The organism is Pseudoalteromonas sp. SS15 (genome assembly GCF_049257195.1).
Taxonomy (GTDB): domain Bacteria; phylum Pseudomonadota; class Gammaproteobacteria; order Enterobacterales; family Alteromonadaceae; genus Pseudoalteromonas.
Map to the genome: position 1 here is coordinate 146,782 of NZ_JBMMUD010000006.1, position 20,007 is coordinate 166,788.

The 20,007-nt window shown below is 40.3% G+C and carries 17 protein-coding genes; 12 read left to right on the plus strand and 5 right to left on the minus strand.

Features of this window, described 5'->3' with window-relative positions; all coding sequences use genetic code 11:
- Nucleotides 1-113 precede the first annotated feature (113 nt).
- Nucleotides 114-530 carry a hypothetical protein gene (locus AAEU28_RS13835; RefSeq protein WP_138560060.1) on the plus strand — a complete coding sequence of 139 codons (417 nt, stop codon included), beginning with the start codon at nucleotides 114-116 and terminating at the stop codon, nucleotides 528-530.
- A gap of 94 nt (nucleotides 531-624) precedes the next feature.
- Nucleotides 625-1,227, plus strand: coding sequence for a hypothetical protein (locus AAEU28_RS13840; protein ID WP_421964669.1), 603 nt, complete (start codon nucleotides 625-627; stop codon nucleotides 1,225-1,227).
- Between the two features lie 53 nt (nucleotides 1,228-1,280).
- Here AAEU28_RS13840 and AAEU28_RS13845 read toward each other — a convergent pair whose 3' ends face one another.
- On the minus strand, nucleotides 1,281-2,447 hold the full coding sequence (locus AAEU28_RS13845) for a hypothetical protein (RefSeq protein WP_421964670.1): 1,167 nt from the start codon (nucleotides 2,445-2,447) through the stop codon (nucleotides 1,281-1,283).
- 236 nt (nucleotides 2,448-2,683) lie between these two features.
- On the opposite strand from AAEU28_RS13845, the gene AAEU28_RS13850 reads away from it, so the two are divergent.
- The 3 genes from AAEU28_RS13850 (at nucleotide 2,684) to AAEU28_RS13860 (ending at nucleotide 7,023) form a co-directional block, all read left to right on the plus strand.
- Entirely contained in the window at nucleotides 2,684-4,057 is a 1,374-nt protein-coding gene (locus tag AAEU28_RS13850) for a cytochrome ubiquinol oxidase subunit I (protein ID WP_421964671.1), read from the plus strand.
- Nucleotides 4,050-5,048, plus strand: a complete 999-nt coding sequence (locus AAEU28_RS13855; protein WP_421964672.1) for a cytochrome d ubiquinol oxidase subunit II — start codon at nucleotides 4,050-4,052, stop codon at nucleotides 5,046-5,048. Before AAEU28_RS13850 ends, AAEU28_RS13855 begins: the two co-directional genes overlap by 8 nt.
- Before the next feature lie 319 nt (nucleotides 5,049-5,367).
- Nucleotides 5,368-7,023 (plus strand): winged helix-turn-helix domain-containing protein, encoded by a 1,656-nt coding sequence (locus AAEU28_RS13860; RefSeq protein WP_421964673.1) that lies wholly within the window; start codon nucleotides 5,368-5,370, stop codon nucleotides 7,021-7,023.
- Between the two features lie 37 nt (nucleotides 7,024-7,060).
- Here AAEU28_RS13860 and AAEU28_RS13865 read toward each other — a convergent pair whose 3' ends face one another.
- Both AAEU28_RS13865 and AAEU28_RS13870 read right to left on the minus strand, forming a co-directional pair.
- Nucleotides 7,061-8,359, minus strand: a complete 1,299-nt coding sequence (locus AAEU28_RS13865; protein ID WP_421964674.1) for a hypothetical protein — start codon at nucleotides 8,357-8,359, stop codon at nucleotides 7,061-7,063.
- A 44-nt stretch (nucleotides 8,360-8,403) separates the two neighbouring features.
- Nucleotides 8,404-8,676 carry a Rho-binding antiterminator gene (locus AAEU28_RS13870; RefSeq protein WP_421964675.1) on the minus strand — a complete coding sequence of 91 codons (273 nt, stop codon included), beginning with the start codon at nucleotides 8,674-8,676 and terminating at the stop codon, nucleotides 8,404-8,406.
- A gap of 88 nt (nucleotides 8,677-8,764) precedes the next feature.
- On the opposite strand from AAEU28_RS13870, the gene AAEU28_RS13875 reads away from it, so the two are divergent.
- The 4 genes from AAEU28_RS13875 to AAEU28_RS13890 are packed head-to-tail and all read left to right on the plus strand — an operon-like array spanning nucleotide 8,765 to nucleotide 13,347.
- A complete protein-coding gene (locus AAEU28_RS13875) occupies nucleotides 8,765-10,129 on the plus strand; it encodes a DASH family cryptochrome (RefSeq protein WP_421964676.1) in 1,365 nt (454 codons plus the stop codon).
- Between the two features lie 3 nt (nucleotides 10,130-10,132).
- On the plus strand, nucleotides 10,133-11,596 hold the full coding sequence (locus tag AAEU28_RS13880; RefSeq protein ID WP_421964677.1) for a deoxyribodipyrimidine photo-lyase/cryptochrome family protein: 1,464 nt from the start codon (nucleotides 10,133-10,135) through the stop codon (nucleotides 11,594-11,596).
- Between the two features lie 18 nt (nucleotides 11,597-11,614).
- Nucleotides 11,615-11,767, plus strand: a complete 153-nt coding sequence (locus AAEU28_RS13885) for a DUF2256 domain-containing protein (protein ID WP_421964678.1) — start codon at nucleotides 11,615-11,617, stop codon at nucleotides 11,765-11,767.
- On the plus strand, nucleotides 11,764-13,347 hold the full coding sequence (locus AAEU28_RS13890; RefSeq protein WP_421964679.1) for a cryptochrome/photolyase family protein: 1,584 nt from the start codon (nucleotides 11,764-11,766) through the stop codon (nucleotides 13,345-13,347). The genes AAEU28_RS13885 and AAEU28_RS13890 overlap by 4 nt, the downstream gene beginning before the upstream one ends.
- A 53-nt stretch (nucleotides 13,348-13,400) precedes the next feature.
- Here the strand turns inward: AAEU28_RS13890 and AAEU28_RS13895 are convergent, their stop codons facing one another.
- Complete coding sequence (locus tag AAEU28_RS13895; protein ID WP_421964680.1) at nucleotides 13,401-14,297, minus strand: response regulator; 897 nt, start codon at nucleotides 14,295-14,297, stop codon at nucleotides 13,401-13,403.
- Between the two features lie 93 nt (nucleotides 14,298-14,390).
- Here AAEU28_RS13895 and AAEU28_RS13900 point away from each other — a divergent pair, with 93 nt between their 5' ends.
- On the plus strand, nucleotides 14,391-15,182 hold the full coding sequence (locus tag AAEU28_RS13900) for a chromosome partitioning protein ParA (RefSeq protein ID WP_240722013.1): 792 nt from the start codon (nucleotides 14,391-14,393) through the stop codon (nucleotides 15,180-15,182).
- 78 nt (nucleotides 15,183-15,260) lie between these two features.
- Complete coding sequence (locus AAEU28_RS13905; RefSeq protein WP_421964681.1) at nucleotides 15,261-16,625, plus strand: hypothetical protein; 1,365 nt, start codon at nucleotides 15,261-15,263, stop codon at nucleotides 16,623-16,625.
- A gap of 67 nt (nucleotides 16,626-16,692) precedes the next feature.
- Here AAEU28_RS13905 and AAEU28_RS13910 read toward each other — a convergent pair whose 3' ends face one another.
- Nucleotides 16,693-18,300, minus strand: coding sequence for an ATP-binding protein (locus tag AAEU28_RS13910; RefSeq protein WP_421964682.1), 1,608 nt, complete (start codon nucleotides 18,298-18,300; stop codon nucleotides 16,693-16,695).
- Between the two features lie 259 nt (nucleotides 18,301-18,559).
- Here AAEU28_RS13910 and AAEU28_RS13915 point away from each other — a divergent pair, with 259 nt between their 5' ends.
- Nucleotides 18,560-19,999 carry a basic secretory protein-like protein gene (locus AAEU28_RS13915; protein WP_421964683.1) on the plus strand — a complete coding sequence of 480 codons (1,440 nt, stop codon included), beginning with the start codon at nucleotides 18,560-18,562 and terminating at the stop codon, nucleotides 19,997-19,999.
- The last annotated feature ends 8 nt before the right edge of the window (nucleotides 20,000-20,007 follow it).

The following is a 20,007-nucleotide window of genomic DNA, read 5'->3' on the forward strand; positions in this document are numbered from 1 at the left end:
TTGAGCGTTTAGTCTTTTTACACTTTTCTACAACTTCTCACGACATTTGACGGACTCTCACAGGTAATCGCGCTAACTTAGACTCATCAAAACAAACACCTTAGGCACTTACGATGAATGCAGCGAAAACACTAATCTCACTTTCTTTAGCGACTCTATTAACCGCGTGTGCGCACCACAACAATGTGCGTCCTTCAGACAGTGGTGAGCATTATGTGAAGCTCACGGCACAAACAAAATCTGAAGCAGGTAATGAAGCATTAAAACAGTCTAAGCACTTTTGTGACGAGCAAGACAAGAAAGCCTACGTACTGAATGAAAACATTACTTATGTTGGCAGCATGCCTGAAGAAGAATATTTACAGAATTTAAATATCGCCAGCGCTGTAGAGACAGCGGGCACAGTGCTTTGGGTACTAGGTGAAAATGCAGTTGATGATGTAGGCGCAGCGATGTCGATAGGCGGTGGTATCGCTGAAGATTCAATGGGTCAACCTTATGAATTGGTGATGAGCTTTACCTGTCGTTAATTTGTTTACAATATATTACATAGAAGGCTTACACTATGCAGAGTAAGTCATTAAAATTGCGACGAATTTTTAGGAATGGAATATAAGGGAAAAAATGAAAATTCGCGCAATTCTTCTAGCAACTTCGCTAATCTCTTCTTCAGCTTTTGCAAGCAACATTAACTTTGATTATGTTGAGGCAGGCTACGCCACTATATCGTTTGATGACTCTAGATTTGATCCAAAAGGTGTGGGGCTAAAGTTCAGTAAACAATTGGAAGAGAAGTTTTTAATCAAAGCCAGTTATATAGTAACAACAGACTCAGATGATAATGATGATTATGAGCTGAGTCAGTTGTATGCAGGTTTTGGTTATCTAACGTACTTAGAGGAAGATAAAATTATTGAAGTATCTCCCTACTTTGGAAAATTAAAAACAGAAATTGAATATTCATATAGTGGAGGTATTGATAAAAGTTCTTACGACGCAACAATATATGGTTTAGAAGCCAATTATCACTTTGCGTTTAACAAAGCCTTAAATATGCTTGTTGGTGTAGGGTATGAGCATTTGGATTTTGAGTATTTATCAGAAGATAATGCAGTATATCAAGTACAGCTAAACTATACTTTTGCAGAGAACTTCACACTAAACTTTGCTCACAGAAATGCAAACGATTACAAAAATACCGGTTTAAATATCCGTTATAACTTTTAATTTTAACCTGAGTTAAGATTAGATATGTTAAAAAGGCAACGTTAGTTGCCTTTTTAGTGCATTAATGATTCGGTATTTAATTTAAACACCGCGATTGCATCAGATTTAGCCCAAGTTGACACAACATGCGTTGAGTTAATAAATTCAAGTGCGGTGGCTGATTGTAGCCCGCTTGGAGTAAGGCTTTTTGAGTGCTTTAGTGAAGCTTCGTTTATCTGAAATTCATCAATGCGATGGCTTTGCTCTGAGAAAGTTAAAATGGCGCTTTGATTTCTAGATAGCGTTACTTTATTCAAACCCTCGATATTATGTTCGTCTTTACTAACCACTTTTACAACTTCAAATGCTTGTTCATGGTTTTTGCGAGCCAACACAATATCGTTGTTTATAGCATCGACCGCAATGAGGTAGTGCCCGTTTCCAGCAAAAGTCACAGAAATCGGCATATCAAATGGGTGCTTTAGAGTTTGATAAAAGTGAAATTTCCCAGCTTTATTACGTTTGTACATAGATACGGCTTTACCATTCACCCCTGCGACAGCCAAAAATTGGCCTGTATTATTGGTTGTCACAGAAACTGCACCTGAAAGGGCTGCATCTTTGTTTGTATGAATTCGTTGAGACAGGATTGGTTTACCATCTTGATTCAAGTTAAATACACTAACACCATGGCTGACGGTTGCAGCGATAAACAATTGATTGGTGTTGTGGTTAATTGCTAGCTCATAACCACCTAAGAGCCCAACCGTATCTTGTTCTGGTTTGATGGTTTCAGGTTGTTTAAATACTTGTGCAAAAGGCAGATTGTCAGACAAGGTATGTTGTAACGCTAATCCTGTTTTTTCAGAAAAGCTAAAGTGTAACAGTGCGCTGTGGTAATAACTTAATACATAAATGTTTTGGCCGCTGTCGTCACTCACCACAGAAAGTGCGCCCTCGAGTTTAACTTCGTCACTGCTTTTAATTGTTTGCTGATGTGAAAGCGACAAGTCAGAGTTCACCTTAAATACCGAAAGCGAGTTATCATCGGCACTGGCAACAAATACCCATTTCTTATCTTTGCTTAATGCGATGTCTCTCGGGTTATTTAACCCATCAACATCTTGAACATTATCAGTTAAAACAAAGCTTGGCGTTTGCTCAATAGAGAGAATATTTGCATTTGCAACCACGGCGGTGATTGATAGAAAGATATAAAGAAAAAAGCGTAACGTTTTCAAAGCGCACGACCTAAGCGTTTTAATAGTATTTGCTCATCATGTCATTTTTCACTCTCTCTTAACACAGGAATTTTCTGAGCTATCTCAATTTGTTCAAAATAAAACCGGGATATTAATTGATCTGAGTCAATTTAGTGTTTAGTATATTTTAAAGTTTCAGTAATTATTGAAAGTTTAAAATCTTAGTTGAGGAAGATTGCAACTAAGGCGTGCTTGGGTCGTGTTCGGAGGGGAACATGTTAGATACATTAATGCTGTCGCGAATTCAGTTTGCGGCAAATATCAGTTTTCATATTTTATTTCCTACTATAACCATCGCGTTAGGATGGTTCCTCGTATTCTTTAAAGTCAGGTTTGAACAAACTGGCGATGCGGTTTGGATGCGAGCCTATCGTTTCTGGGTAAAAATTTTTGCGCTGACTTTTGCACTAGGTGTTGTGAGTGGCATCACCATGTCTTTTCAATTCGGTACGAACTGGCCGGGCTTTATGGAAAAAGTGGGCAATATTGCAGGGCCATTACTTGGCTACGAAGTGCTAACCGCGTTCTTTTTAGAAGCAACCTTCTTAGGGATCATGTTGTTTGGTATAAATAAGGTGCCTGTTCGCGTGCATACCATCGCCTGTTTTGTTGTAGCGATTGGCACAACTTTGTCGGCATTTTGGATCTTAAGCCTTAACTCTTGGATGCAAACGCCTGTTGGCTTTGAAATGCGAGATGGCATTGCTTATCCGACCGATTGGTGGGCGATCATTTTTAACCCTTCCTTTCCTTATCGTTTTACGCACAAGTTGATTGCATCAGGTCTTACCGCGAGCTTTTTAATTGCAGGGATCAGTAGCTATCGATTGCTGCGAGGCGATGATAAAAAAGCGCCAAGGCTCACACTTAAAGTTGCGCTGGTTGTGGCAGCCGTATTGGCACCGTTACAAGCCTATGTAGGTGATTTACATGGTCTCAATACGTTTGAACATCAACCACAAAAAGTCGCAGCGATGGAAGGTGTGTGGGAAACCACAGAAGGCGCCCCTTTATTGTTATTCGCTATTCCAGACGAAGAGCAGAGAACAAATCATTTTGAACTCGCTGTGCCAAATTTGGCGAGTTTAATCTTAACCCATCAACTTGATGGCGAAATAAAAGGCTTAAATGAATTTAAAGGTGAGCACCCACCTGTAAAACCTGTGTTCTTTAGTTTCAGAGTCATGGTGGGGCTTGGTTTACTCATGATTGCAGTTGCTTGGTTTGCCGCATTTAAGCTTTATAAGAATAACGCTTTACCAAATTGGTTACTACGAACTTTAGTAGCAATGAGTTTCTCTGGTTGGGTGGCAACGCTTGCAGGCTGGTATGTCACTGAGATTGGCCGTCAGCCGTTTATTGTTAGCGGTGTTTTAACCGTCGATCAAGCTGCAACCACCATTGCACCAGCCAATGTCGGGTTTAGCTTAGTGATGTATCTAACCGTGTATGCGTTTTTATTGGTCGCTTATTTACACACGGTATTTTTGATGGCGAGAAAAGCGGTGCTTATTGAAGAAATATCTCAACAAGAGCATGTAGGCAAAAAACGTTCAAGTATTGAAATTAAGGAGTCTGCGCATGTTTGAACAAGATACCTTAGCAATTATTTACGCAGCGTTAATGGCATTAGCTGTGCTGCTATATGCCATTTTGGACGGCTATGACTTGGGAGTCGGTATTTTATTACCTACCAACAACGATCATGATGCCGATAAAATGATCGCTTCAATAGGCCCATTTTGGGATGCCAATGAAACCTGGTTAGTTTTGGCAATTGGGTTGCTACTGATTGCATTTCCGACTGCGCATAGTTTGGTGCTAAAAGCGCTGTATATTCCCTGTACTTTTATGCTGATTGGCTTGATTTTGCGTGGCGTTGCGTTTGATTTCAGAGCTAAAGCCATTGTCGACCATAAGAATGCATGGGACTTGGCCTTTAAGTTTGGGTCACTGTTGGCAGCGACATCGCAGGGCTACATGTTAGGTCGCTATGTGATGGGCTTTGATGAGTCTGCTTGGTCTTATGGTTTTGCACTTTTGAGTGCGGTCGGTGTTGCTGCTGCTTATACCCTAATTGGTGCAGCTTGGTTGGTGATGAAAACCGAAGGTGAGTTGCAGCAATATGCAATAAACGTCTGCAAGCGCTGTGTGTATATTGCATTAGTGGGTATTGCCCTCGTGTCAGGCGCAAATTTATGGTTGTCGCCTGAGATTTTCTTGAAGTGGTTTAGCTGGCCGAGCATGTTGCTGCTATTACCGTTGCCGATTATCTGTTTTAGTTGCTTTGTATTAATTGCTCGAAAGCTATCGCAGCTAACAACCCAGCCTGATAATAAAGCACATCACCCGTTTATCTTGAGCGTGACTATTTTTACTCTGTCATTCTTGGGGTTAGCAATTAGCTTCTTCCCAGACATAGTACCAAATCACCTTACTATTTGGCAGGCAGTGGCGGCAGCTGAATCATTGGCCTTTTTACTCTGGGGGGCTTTACTTGTGGTACCAACAATCTTGGCTTACACCGCTTATTCGTATCGCGTGTTTTGGGGCAAAGTCGATGACCTAAGATATTATTAATTTAACCTGAGCTATGGATAATAAATTTATCTCCAGCGGCTACTTTCAACGCTAACTACGTTGAATTTACTTGCAATAGGCTAGCTATTGACGCGTAAATTCGTCTTGTTATCCCTGAAAGTTTCCGGCTGCAGACTTGAAAAATACTTATCAATTCAAGATCAACACTTTAGTAAACCCCTTAACCAAAGCTCAGGTTAATACTTTAACTTTACTAGCAAGTTTATGAATACTTTCCCAACCTCATAAACTTGCTACTTTTGAGTTGATATAGCAGACTACTAAAACAGAAAAACTAAAAATAATGCCATAGAATGTCATGCGATTTCAGATAGACGACAAAGTGTTAGATACAGTAACAGGGATAGTTAGCAGCGTTGACTCTGAACATTCTATTCGCGCAAAAACCTTACAAGTCCTTAATTACCTTATTGAACATAAAAGCGATATTGTCAGTAAGCAGGCGGTCATAAACGCCGTTTGGGATGATGTTGTTGTCCAAGACCAAGTGCTAACACAATCTATTAAAGAGATCCGAGACTTACTCGGTGCCAATGTAATAAAAACCTATTCACGCAAAGGCTACCAGTGGGTTGCGCCTTTATTACCTGAATCATTACAGTCAGAGCCAATTCAGTCTATTAATCCACAAGCTAGAATTAAAACTCGGCCAGTCATAGATAAAAGTAAAGTGTGGATTGGCGCGTCAATCGCCGTTTTTCTGTTGCTGATAATGGTGTTTGTGTTTTTATTTATTCGTTCAGAGCCGCCTCTAAAAGTGGCATTTTTACCTGTGAAGAATGATGTGCAAGACAGCGTTCACAATTGGGTGCCACTGCGTGGTCAAGAGCAACTCACACTAGGTCTAAGTCAATCAAGTCAATTAGCGGTCATTGAGAGCGAACATGTACTTTTCGCGATAGAAAGGCTGAACGCCGAGCAGCGCAGAGCTTATCAAAGGGGGGCGCTTTATCCCATTCAAGAGAAGTTAGAAGCTGATCTAATCGTTGCCACTCGTTTGACGGGTTTCCCTGAAGATTTCCAATTGCATTATCAATTACAAACGCCATTTGGTGTGGAGCAAGGTATTGAGTTCGCATCCTCTGTTGATGACGCGTTCAATCAATTAGTGAGCAAAATAGCAATTCGCTTCGATGAATATCAGCCCTCAGGTAATGATAAAAGCATCAGCCAATTTAGTAATGAGGCCTTTGCTAGAGGTGTTGCAAAATATTTAGAGCAAGATTTCGTTGCTGCAAAACCCTTGTTGCAAACTGCGTTAAGTACAGAGCCAGATTTATTGGCGGCCAAACGTTATTTGGCTGCGAGCTATGCAAACTCAGGGCAAATTACAGAGGCGATAGCGTTGCTTAAAGACAGTATTAATCTGGCTCAAACTCAAGGAGAGCAAGGTAGAGAGTTATTGCGCGCTTATTTAATGATTGGATATTTGCAAATAAATTGGCCACAGCAAACCGACAGAGAAAACGAATTGCTCAGTGCTGAGCAGTATGTTGAACAAGCGAAACAATTGGCTGAGCAGCAAAACGATGAGTTATTTATTGCGTATTCTCATGAAGAGCTTGGCAAAATCAAGCGTTTGCAAGGTGAGTTTAGCGACTCTGCACACCATCTCACTGCGGCACTGCAATATCATAAGCAGTTTCAAGGTGATTATGGTCAAACTGCGGCATTAATTGAATTAGCAAAGGTGTCAAATGCGCAGCAAAATAATGCGCTTGCTGAGCAATATTTACAACAAGCATTTGAAATCGCGACTCACTCACAAGCACCTGCAAACCAGATTTGGGTATTATTAGCTAGGGCTGATATTGCAAGAAGCCAGTTATTGCAAAGCAAAGCGGAGCAGTTTGCTAAAAAGGCTCAGGTTATCGCCAATCACAGCGATAACCCTATGTTGATTGCGCGCGTTGATGCTTGGTTTAATGATTCACCGGTTTACACAGTTAATTGATCTAAAAAGAGAATAGTGATTAAACCAATTTCCCTCCTTATGATTGATTTAACTTGTGTATATATACTTCTAAAGCTTCTTTATGTTCAGAGGCGTCTATAAGCTTTTGAGCTTTGTCTGGGTTGCTCAAATAAATAGAGTAAATAGCATCTTGGAAAGCAGACAATTTACTTTTTGTGTCATGTACCCTATCTAGGTTTGCGATCACAAAATCAGGATAATGATAACTAGCATTTTTTAGAATGTTATATATTGCATTTTGAGAGTTTGTCATGTTTAAACTTTCAACCCATTCTAAAGCTGATTTAGGGTCTTCTCTAGCAAAATACGTTGCGGCTTTGGAAATTGCTTCGCTCTGCTGTTGTTCGTCAAATTGTTTGATATACCAATCAGATGCATATTTGGGTTCTGACTTGATCCAATTCTTTAGAGCGAGATTGAATAAACGCGGAGACTTTTGCTCTTCATCCAACATATTGACCCAAGCTGCTGCATCTTGAGGTGCTTTTTCAAACCATTGTGCTGTAACCTCTACCATACCGCGGTCGTGATATTGCGAAACACTAAGCACATCTAATAAAGATCTAAATTCATTAGATTGATTAATACTTTCAGATAATCTTTCCATGGAAAAAGCGGTTAATTTATTTTGCTGTAATAGCTCGGAGACTTTAGTTAACGCTAGAGGTTTATTTTCATTATAGAGATGATTAAGCACTGTGGTTGATAAAATATCTTTTGCTAAATGTTCATATTGAGTTTGACTAAAGTCTTCGGAAGCGTACCACTCGAGTGCCTCCTCTGGAGCAGAGGCACTCCATATTGAAAAAACTGACTGTATATTTGCGAATTTGTCATAGTGTTCGTCACTTATACTCATTGATATTTCAAGGGCTTTTTGAGGTTGTAACTCTGCGAGTGTTTCAAGTGTAATAATAAGTAGACGAGACGCTGCGTAGTTTGGTAACTGATCAACTAAATCTTCTGCTTTTTGCTGCAACTGGTATTCGTCTAGCTCTGAAAGTAGTTGATAAAAAGGCGCAACCATTTTGTTTGTAATGTTTAAATCGTGAATGTTTTTATTACGAATCAAAAAGTCGTCAACCTTATCAAGTACGACTTTTTTAGTGAATAAGTTCTGATTTGTGGTGTGAAGTTTTGTTTTTTCGTATGATTTCACCCCTTGTTCTGAAGGGGATTGTTGTGAAACAGTTCCATTTAAATTGTTTAATTTGCTAGAGTCGTTTATAGCTACCTGAGACCCTTTTAAATAAAACCCCGCACTAAACGAGACCGCGCAAGAAACAAGGCAAATCCCCCATATTTTTGATGACATAATTATCCTTAACTTAAAACTTAGTAACTACTTAACTAAATTAATTACTTTTCTGGTGAACTTATATTTGTAATGAAGTTATGTTCGGGTACAAGATTATCATGAGCTTCTAATTTAGCAATATCTGTTAACTTTATTGCAGTGGTAAGCCTTTCATTAATAATGGTAATCTGCTCTTCTCTTTTGTTATTCGTGATTATATTACTTGCTTCGCCTGATATTTTTTGACCTGAGTGTAATGTGATGGTGATCTGACTTTTCCTCATACAGACAATCTCAAAATAATCATGCACATCGCAGCTAATCGTAGCTTTCATTATTTGTCCTAATTTCGTTCTGATAGTGAACTTATGAGCGGAACCTATCGTAATTAAAATAGGCGCATACTTACACTGGATAAATACTTTGCTAAAGATAAACACGCTATATTGGTTCACTCACGATTTAAGGTTACAAGATAATCTATTGCTGAATAATGTGTGTGATTTTTCAGATGAAATGTCGTTTGTTTATATATTGAATGAGTCAGACTTCAAAGCGAACAACTTTCAGCAACGTGCAATGGGCAAGCAGCGTCTTGTTTTTACCTTACAAGCAATTTCAAATTTGGCACTTCAACTTGCCGCCAGAGGGCATAACTTAATACTTCTTAAAGGCAACCCTGTTTCAGCTATTAGTAATTTATGTGAGAAGCTACAAGTCAATACTTTAGCCGTGGCGCATCAGGTTGGTGTGTATGAAAGGCAATGGCTCAAAGAGATTGAGCAGAACACCTCCATTAGGCTGCACAGTGCTTGGCAACACACCCTTTGGCATGACACGGAAGTTTTAAGCCATCCGGCCTACCTTGATAGCTTTTCAAAATATCGCCGTTTTGTCGAAAAACAAAAAACTTCTGAGATTGCCGAGCCCTTAACACTGAATGAGCTGTTTCCGCCAGCGACTAAAACGGCATTAGATTTTATGAGTACAGAGCAGGTGATTGGCGACATTTTGCAAAGTGAAGGGCTAAATGATGAAAGCGTTGCCGAGTCATTATTTCATGGTGGTGAGTATGCAGCATCAGCACACTTAAAAAGTTACTTTGATTCAACGGCACCAAGCACGTATAAAGAAACCCGGAACGAACTCGATGGCTGGCAACTTTCAACTAAATTTAGCCCTTATCTTGCGCAAGGTAGCTTGTCACCTCGGCAAGTGTGGCATGCGGTTGAGCAGTATGAATCTAATGTGACCAAGAATGAATCAACCTATTGGATTAAATTTGAGTTGTTATGGCGAGAGTACTTTCAGTGGCTGGCGCTTTATCAAGGTGAAAGCCTGTTTTCATTTAAAGGGCAAGCGAATAGTAAGCCGTTAACAAGCTTTTTCCCTGAACGATTTAAAAAATGGTGTGAAGGCGAAACCCCATACCCTCTGGTCAATGCCTGTATGAAGCAACTTAATCAGACTGGGTTTATGTCTAACCGAGGTAGACAAATCGTGGCTAGCTGTTTAGTAAACGAACTGTGTCTTGATTGGCGTTATGGTGCGGCTTATTTTCAGCAAAAATTACTCGATTATGATGTGGCATCTAACTGGGGCAACTGGCAGTACATTGCAGGCGTGGGTGCAGATCCCCGAGGTGGTCGTCACTTCAATATCGAAAAACAGCATGCCCAGTATGACCCCCATGATGTCTTTATTAATCATTGGCTTGGTAAGCAAGATTTTCAACCATTGGACTCGGTTGATGCCGCTGATTGGCCTGTTGATACGCGTGCACAATAGTTTATGGCGATTTCAGTCGTTTGGTTAAAACGAGATTTACGGCTCACTGATCACGAGCCTTTACTTAAAGCCGCGCAGTCAGGTCATGCTGTTTTGTTAGTGTATTGCTTTGAGCCCATGCTGCTTGATGATCCGCATTACAAACCGCGGCACTGGCAGTTTGTTTTGTCATCTCTAAAAGACATAGCTGCACGCGTGCCAGAAGGTTCGCTCTATATCAGTTTTAAAGACGTTCAGCACACTTTTGCAGAGCTGCATGATAAATACACCATTGCCGGACTCTACTCTCATCAAGAAATAGGCTTAAACAACACTTTTGAGCGAGATAAGCTGATTGCATCTTGCTGCGAAAATGCAGGCATTATTTGGCATGAAACCCCATACGGCGCAGTGATAAGAGGGCTAACACATCGCAAAACCTGGGACGAGTATTGGCAAAAAGTCATGCGCGCCCAAATTGCTGATGTAGACCTTGATGTAGTTAATTGGTGTGTTGAAAAAGAATTTGCAGACAGTGTAAAAAAAGCTTCAATTGATGAACACCCTGAATGGTTTTTAGAAGCCGGGGAGTACCAACAAGGTGGCGAAAAAGCTGCCAAAGAGGTTTTAGATTCCTTTTTTGACACGCGTGGGCAAGCTTATGCTTACAGTGTTTCGAGTCCTATATTGAGTCAAACTCATTGCTCTAGGCTCTCTCCTTATTTGGCGTGGGGAAATATCAGTTTAAGGCAAGCGTATCAGGCGGTGTTACAAAACTGGCAAAAAAAAGGTTGGCGCAGAAGCCTAGTTGCTTTTACTTCTCGATTGCATTGGCACTGTCATTTTATCCAAAAATTTGAAAGTCAAAGCTCGATGGAGTTTGAGCCTGTGAATTTGGGCTACACACACTTACCGCGCGCAGATAAAGCACTCGCAGCTGAGCGACTTACTGCATGGCAAGAAGGTAAAACGGGTGTGCCCATGGTTGATGCGTGCATGCGTTGTTTAATTGCAACCGGGTATATCAACTTTCGAATGCGGGCGATGTTAGTGAGCTTCTTATGTCATCATCTCGAAGTGGATTGGCGCGAAGGCGCCCCTTATTTGGCCAGTCTGTTCTTAGATTTTGAACCGGGTATTCACTACAGCCAAATGCAGATGCAGGCTGGGGTAACAGGTTTTAATACCATACGCATTTATAGCCCAGTCAAGCAAGGTCTTGAAAAAGACCCCGACGGTGAATTTGTAAAACGTTGGTTGCCTGAGCTTGCCAATATTCCCGCGCCTTTAGTACACGAACCGTGGCAGCTTTCGCCAATGGAGCAACTTATGTATGGCGTGGAGCATGGCAAAGATTACCCAGAACCCATTGTTGATGTGGCAAAAAGCTACAAAGCAGCTCAAGACTTATTGTGGAAATGGCGAAAGCGCCCCGAAGTACGAGCTCAAGTTGGTCACTTACTCGCCCGCCATGTCAGACCCGATTAACAGAAGATGAAATGTAACATGAAGAAAAGCCAATTACCGACCAAACTATGCCTTGTATGTGAGCGACCTTTTACGTGGCGTAAAAAGTGGCAGCGCGATTGGGAAAATGTGAAGTATTGCTCTAAACGCTGTGCGGGCAATAAAGGCAAACAAGATAAGGAGTTGGTATGAATAATCAGTATCAAACGCTCAGATTAGTTTTAGGTGATCAACTCAATGCCAGTCACAGTTGGTATCAAGATAAAAATGAGTCTGTATTGTATGTTATCGCCGAGTTACATCAAGAAGCTACTTACACAGTGCACCACATCCAAAAAGTACAGGCGTTTTTTGCGGCTATGCAAGGGTTTGCTGCAGGCTTAGAGCAAGCAGGGTTTCACGTTTTGCACCTAACCTTGGACGATACTACAGAGTATAAAAGCTTGCCTGAGCTGTTATCGCACTTAATTCAAAAGTTCGGTATTCAGCAATTTGAGTATCAGCTTGCTGATGAAGCGAGACTTCGTACTCAAATCAGCGAGTTTTGCCAAAGCCTAGAAATCAAAACCATGGGCTTTGAAGCTGAGCACTTCTACGTGAGTGATCAAGAATTAGGGCAGTACTTTAAAGCCAACAAAAAGCACAGGTTAGAGCACTTTTATCGTACGATGCGCGCACGTTTCGATATCTTAATGCGAAATGGCGAGCCTGAAGGTGGACAATGGAATTATGACAAAGACAATCGTGAAAAGCTTAAAAAACAAGATTTAAGTAATGTGCCGCAACCTCTGTTATTTGCCAATGATGTGACTGAAATCAACGAGCGGATCGCACGGCACAACATAAAAACCATGGGCAAAGGTGATAACACCTTACTCTGGCCCATAAATCGCAAGCAGTCTGTTGATCTTCTAAACTTTTTTTGTGAAGTCTGCTTACCTAATTTTGGCCGTTTTCAAGATGCCATGACGGGACAATTAAAAGGCTTGGGAGAAGGCTTAGATGAAGACCTGGGTTGGAGCCTATATCACAGTCGCATTTCATTCGCTCTAAACAGTAAGATATTGTCGCCCAAGCAGGTAGTTGATACCGCAATCCATTACTATCGACAATCAAATGGCAAAATTAACTTGGCGCAAATAGAAGGCTTTGTCAGGCAAATACTCGGTTGGCGAGAGTTCGTCAGAGGCGTTTACTGGGCGAATATGCCGAACTACGCCACACTGAATCACTTAGACACAACGCGTGCGCTGCCTAGTTGGTTTTGGGATGCGAATACCAAAATGAATTGTCAACATCATGCAATTAGCCAATCACTTGATCACGCCTATGCGCATCATATTCAGCGATTAATGATCACCGGTAATTTCTGTTTGATTGCAGGTATTCACCCCGATGAAGTTGATGCCTGGTATTTGGGCGTGTATATCGATGCGATCGAATGGGTAGAAATGCCAAACACTCGTGGTATGAGCCAGTTTGCTGATGGGGGGATTGTCGGCTCTAAAGCTTATGCGGCAAGTGGAAACTATGTGAAAAAGATGAGCGACTATTGCTCTAGTTGTGCTTACAAAGTCACTGAAACAGTGGGAAGTAATGCCTGCCCATTAAATTCACTGTATTGGCACTTTATGCATCGAAACCAAGAAAAGCTGGGCAACAACCCGCGTACAGCCATGGTATTTAAAAATTGGCTTAAGAAAACAGACGAGCAAAGGGCTGCGGTACTTAATCAAGCAGAAACTTACTTAGAAAATATTAATAATATCTAACTTAATCTAATGTAATTTAAAGCAAATAATGGCTGGTTGTGGGAGCAGTGATATCAAACGCCCACAATCAGCATTTTACCTTGCGCCATGCCTTCACGCTCACAACTCAAATCCATGCGGCTATCGAGCGGGTAATTATAAATTTGTTCAATTTTAGGGTGGGCTTTAGAAACAAATTTACAGCTTCTAACAAACAAACTCATACGGCTTTGGTTATCTAAAAATGCATACGCGGTTTTGTCTAAGGCTTCTTTACAGGCCTGCATAATATCTGGGTGTACTTCGTTATGATGTATTGCTTTTAGCGCCTCTGCTTTATCAATAATCTTACAGCTACTCGCTAAAACACACACAGCATAAATATCTAATACCATGATCACCCTTATTTTTTGTGTACCTCGTTCAGCATAAACGGCCATTACACTAGGGAGTTTTGATTCATCGAATTGCTGCGCACGTATTGCTTTAAGGATCAAATCTTCGCTGATATTCTTTTTCATTAACCGTTCAAGTTGCTCCGTTTTTGGTAAGGGTAACCCCTCTTTTAAAGGTACAGCTTGCTCGGTCAAAAATTCTTGTTGTTCTAGCGCTTCAACGATTGGTTGTAGTTGAGAATGTAACTGTGCATCGGTAAAGGGTTTTGATAAGAAAAAACTGCAGCCAGCACTTTGGGCCTCAAGTATTTTTTCTTTTTCATCTATGGTAGAAACCACTCCAACGGGTAATTGGCTGTCATTACGTCGAATGCCCTCGAGTAGCTCAAGCCCGGTTTGTTCAGGCATATACCAATCAGTCAACACAATATCTGGGTGCCAGCTATCTAATAGCTGCAAGGCTTCAGACACACTTTGTGCACAGCGAACAAACAGTTTGCGATACTCAAACTGTTGTAAAGTACGCTTGATGATTTCTCGTGTTGCTAAACTGTCATCGACAACCAGAACCTTCACATAGTGCCCTTGATTAGATTAGTTTTATTCAGTATAGGCAGAATTTCTGATTAAAACTAAACTTGTCATATGGATACTTGTGAGGCTGACAATGTGACGTTTAATTTTCCCCTCGAAGCCTATCAATATATAGCCTTGAATTTCGGGCTACTGATTTTGGCAGCTTGGTTCTATATTTTGTTACTTATTTTGAGAGAGTTCAGAAAGTTTGCAGTATCAATGACTGGACGAGGACAGGGGGGAGCTGATAATGAAGCACTTGTTGCATTGTGTAGAGACTCCGTTGAGCGAGCCAGTCGCTTTTCTGATCAACATAGTAAAACGATTTCTGAATTAGTGCAGGTACAAGTTGCACTCGAGCAGCAATTGGCACAAATTCGTGCTTCAACTGCTGATCACATCACCAAGGAAGAGCAGGCTTCGATTAATGATCTTAATAAGAAATTAAGCCGCTCTCATAAGCTGATCCGAAAGTTAAAAGGGGACTTAGATGTCTCTGCTAAAAAACTGAATGTGGCCAAAACAGAGTTAGAAATACAAACCTCTTCGTTCGAAGATCTGCAAAGTAGCAATCAAAAACTTCAAAATGAAGTGATCGCATTGAGAGCGCAAAAAGAAGAGTGGATCAGCGAGCCTATGGCGCCAGCGAGTCAAAGTGAGTCTGAAATGGCAACCATGTTGAATAATTACAAGCGCCAAATTGAAGAACAAAACCAGTTAATTGATCAGCTCTCGTTACAAACCGATGGCGATGTGTCACCGGCTGAGGTAGCAGCGCTACAAAAAGATTTAGAGCAGGCAAAGCACAAAATTAAGCATCTAGTCAAAGAGAAGAAATTTATTGAAAGCCGTTATTTAGAAGCGGTGAATGCACAAAAGCAATAAAATAGAACAGTGTAAGTTACTGATATGTGGTATATTTGAAATGTAACCGTGTATAGCAATAAGAGGGCCGTTTATTATATGACTAAAACCAAATTAAGCCCTGATGAAAGCTTATCTTTTAAACTGGTTACTCAATTACTCCCAAAAGAAGCCAGCCAGCTTGACCTATACTTTTCTATCCCGACCGATATGGGAATAAATAAAGATACCTTTAATGAAGTAGACTTTTTTAACGCCCATATAAAAACGCACTGTGCTTATTACTCTGAACAACTTCACTTACCCTTAGTTCGAAGCCGATACATTAGTCAAAATAAAGGGGAAAAAAGCGACTACAGGGTGAATTTGAATCTTTTCTCATATCAAATCCGCATTGCACTTGATGCGGATATAAAAGCCACATTAAAACTAAAGCAAGCCGATGAGTTTTATCCCGTTGCCGGTGAGCTAGTTGAACAAGCTAAAAAGTTATTAAAGAAATTGCGTCGTTACAAGCCACCAGAGCAAACGCTAAAGCCTTACTTTCAGAATGCCGATAACTATTTAAGTTGGCACAGCGAGCAGGCATTTTTAAAACTTTTAGCAAAAGGCCCAAAATCAAGTGAATTTAGTAGTGAAAGAAATGAGATTTTAGCGTTTTGTAAAGAAGAAACCGCTTACAGAGAAAAGCACAATTACAATTCACAAGTGACACTTGAAGATCCAAATCGGATCACCAACAAAATGCGCCTTTTACAACGATTGATTGAACATGGCGTAGTGTTCAATAAAAAGACGCAAGATTTAAACTTAAATTTGAAACGTTTAGTGCGCGGCTTAGTAACTGGCGTCATCATGGCCTTTGTGATGTATTTGGTTTTAAATGCCCGTTCAAATTTTCAAGAAATCACCATCGCCCTGATTGCTTTATTAGGTGTCATTTATGGCCTGCGCGAAACCTTTAAAGACGAAATCACCCAATGGGCATGGCGCAAAATACAGCATGGTCGACCAAAGTGGCGAAATATTTTTAAAAATTCTGTGGATGACAAAGTTGTAGCGCGACAAACTGTGTGGTTCGAATTAATAAAAAGTAAAGAGCTCCCTGAAGATGTCGACGCCTTGTTGCAAAAGCGCCGTCAGCAAAACAAGCAATCAGCAACCCTTTTACACTTTTGCAGTAAAAACGAGGTTAAACAGCAAGAGTTTATTCCTGGCTACGAAGAAATTCAGCAGCGAATTTCTTTTAATTTAAGCTCATTTGCGCGTTATTTAAAGAAAGGCGCGGGAAAACTTTATAGTCATGAAGGTAATAAAGTGTCAGGGCAAGGAGTTGAGCGTCGTTATCAGATAAATCTAGTTTTAAAATACACTACAAACAGAGAAGACTCGGTCAAGCAGTTAGAGCGTTACAAAGTGACTATGAATCGTTCAGAAATTGTTGCGATAGAGAAAATAAACTAAATCTTAGCTTATATGAATAGTCACTTTATAAGAAACGTATAAGTTGGTGTGATTCATCCATTGTTTTTTATAAGGGAAGCGGAGAAGTTACTAGTTGATTCAATACGTCAATTAAGTCTGACTTTTTATAGGGTTTTGTAATAACTGAATCAAAAAGTGAACTGAGCTCTTTTTCTTGAAAAATATCAGCGGTGACAGCAACTTTGGGCTGCTGACATTGTAAGTCGTTTAGCTTTTCTAATGCTTGTAAACCAGACATTCCTGGTAAATTAATATCAAGTAAAAAGATATCAAATGTGTTTAGACTCGACATTTCAAATAACGCCTCAGCAGTTTCAAAAATCGTATATTGTCCACCAAGTTGTTGTAACATTGCCTTAATTAACATCTGATTGAGCGGATTATCTTCGACAACACAAATGTGTAGTTTTTCAAAGCTCTTTGCTTCGATTGGCTCAGGTTCAGTACATTGCTCGCATTCGTCAACAGGTAGTGATATTGAAACTAAGGTGCCTTTACCTAACGTACTCGATAACTGAATTCTGCCATTCATTAGTTCGACTAACCCTTTAGAAATGCAAAGGCCCAAACCTGTACCTTCTTTTCTATGCATTCCTACTTGTTTAAATTTATCAAACAGTAGGGCTTGATCGGTTTTGCTGATACCTATGCCTTGATCGGCAACTTCTATGTGTAATTTATCTTTATTTAGATAAAAGCGAACATTCACTTGCTTGCTTTGAGGCGTGAATTTAATTGCGTTACCTATTATATTTACGATGATTTGCGTTAACTTTGTTTTATCAACATCAAAGAAACGCGTAACAAGGCCACTATCGATATCGTAATTAAGTTCTATCTCACCCTGCTGCGCCTTACTTGCCATCATGTTCATTATGCTTTGAAATAACTTATCAAGGCTTACTGGCTGAGGTTTTAGTTCCATTTTTCCGGCATCAATTTTTTCTAAATCAAGCACCGAGTTGACTATCTCGAGTAGCTGGTGACTACTAAACTCTATGTTTTCAATAAATTCATATTGCTTTTTTGGCAGAGCTTTTATGTCGGCCGACTCTTTTAAAATTTCGCTAAAACCTGTAATGGCATTGAGCGGAGTACGAAGTTCGTGGCTTATTGTTGACAAAAACTCGTCTTTTGCATGGTTTGTCTCTTTCAATTGTTTTATTTTAAGTCGTAGCTCTAGTTGCGCAATAACTTGTTTGGCGAGTGTTTGAAGTGCTAAACGTTGCTCGTCCGTCAACTTGTGTGGCTCGTTACTTATCGCGCAAAGCGTACCTATTGCTTCGCCATTCGGAGCTAATAAAGGAGCGCCAGCATAAAAACGAATTTTGGGCCCGTCGGTTACCAGTGGGTTATCAAAGAAACGCTCGTCATTTCGTGCGTCTTCAATTTCGAAAATGTGATCTTCTAAAATTGCATGTGAGCAAAATGCGATTTCTCGGCTTGTCTCATCTGCATCAAGGCCAACCTTAGATTTAAACCATTGGCGATTGTTATCAACCAGGCTGACTAATGAAATTGGTGCGTTACAAATGACAGATGCCAATTTGGTGATATCGTCAAAGCATTGCTCAGCTGCTGTATCAAGTACTTCATACCTTTCTAAGGTTTTTATGCGTAACTTCTCATTTGTGGCGAGTGGGGCACTTTTCATATTGAGTTTCCATGCAATAAAAGCTCTGACCTAACATTAGCATCAAGCTTTAGGTGCAGCAAAGCAGTTTCTAATTATGAAAAAATATTGATGTGAGCTAGAGAGAGATATTGATATAATTTTCATAAGTTTAGATGCTCTAAAGGTGGTGTGTGTTATTAGGAAAGTATAAAAGGTGTGTGTTTTTAACGCAAAACGCTTGCTTTTATGGAACGTTCCAATATTGTGTGTCTCATTTAGAAACTTAAAGAATGTGATTATGTTTAAAAAAAATAACTTGATAATGCTTTTAGCTGCAGTGTGTTCGCAGGCAGTACTCGCAAAAGATATTGTCCTTTATGATATTACAGATAAGGAGTCATTTACTGTACAGGCACAACATCCTGCGTTTGTAGAAAATGAATCCGTTGAACAATTATTTGATAGCTCAATTCACAGTAAATTTTTGTCTGATAAGTCCCAAGCTTGGGTGCAGATTGACTTTAAAGACGCGTTTCAAATTCATCAATATTCTTTAACATCAGCAGGGGATGCCCCAGCTCGAGACCCTAAACATTGGCAGGTAAAAGGCTCTGTTGATGGAAAAAATTGGTTTCTCTTAGACAGCCAAACAGAGCAAAGTTTTGATTCAAGAGCACAGACTAAAACTTATACAGTGGCAAATAGCCAGAAAGTGAAACACGTGCGTTTTGAGTTAAAGCAACAGGGAACAACACAATGGGGTGATAGTTATTTGCAAGTAGCCGATATAGGCTTGTTTGCTGCAACAGACCTTCCCTTAGCATCATTTGAACTTGATAAGCGCATTGTAAGACTAAATGAAGAAATCACCATTACTAACACCAGTGACAATGATCCTGATGATGTCGAATGGATAATACCTGGCGCAAAGATTAAGCATGTGGGTAATGACGTAAAAGTACGCTTTACAAAACCGGGCAGTTACTCGATTACATTAAAAACCAAAAACAGTACAGGTACAGACAGCATCACACAAAAAAATGTCATTAAAGCCATGGATATTCATCGCCCGTGGGCTGGTTTACAGTTACCTAAAGTGGTTGTGAAACTTGAAGACACTGAATCTGCTGGCGCGAAAAGACTGATTAAATTGCTGCCAAATATCGAAGAAGCAATTAATGAAGTCACCCGTGACTTAGTGCCTATGTTGTATAAAAATTTCACTGAAGTGCCTGAATTTGAGCAGGTTACATTTAGGCTAAAATGGATGGATACGCTCGCTTATCGCGCGGGTGATTATTCAAATATGGAAATCGCATTTAGCAGTAAGTACATCACCGAAAGACTAGCCGATAAACCTGATGAACAAGTCACTTATGAGTTATTGGGTGTGCTTTGGCATGAGCTGACCCATGGTTATCAGTTATTCCCACAATCAGCAACGGGCACACCAGAAGAAACCCATGCGTTTATTGAAGGGGTTGCTGACTTAATTCGAATTAATGCGGGCTTTCACAAGACACGTAGCCCAGAGCCTTCAGATACTTGGCTTGGCGGCTACACAAATACGGGCTTCTTTTTATCTTGGTTAAGTAAACGTTATGAAGCGTTTGAGCATCAATTTAATGCAACGGCGACTGAGTTACCTGACTGGACGTTTGCCGCAGCCATTGAATATGTGACAGGCGAAAAGGTCGAAAAACTTTGGCAAGAATATCAGGCTGAACTCGCTAAATAATAAATCTT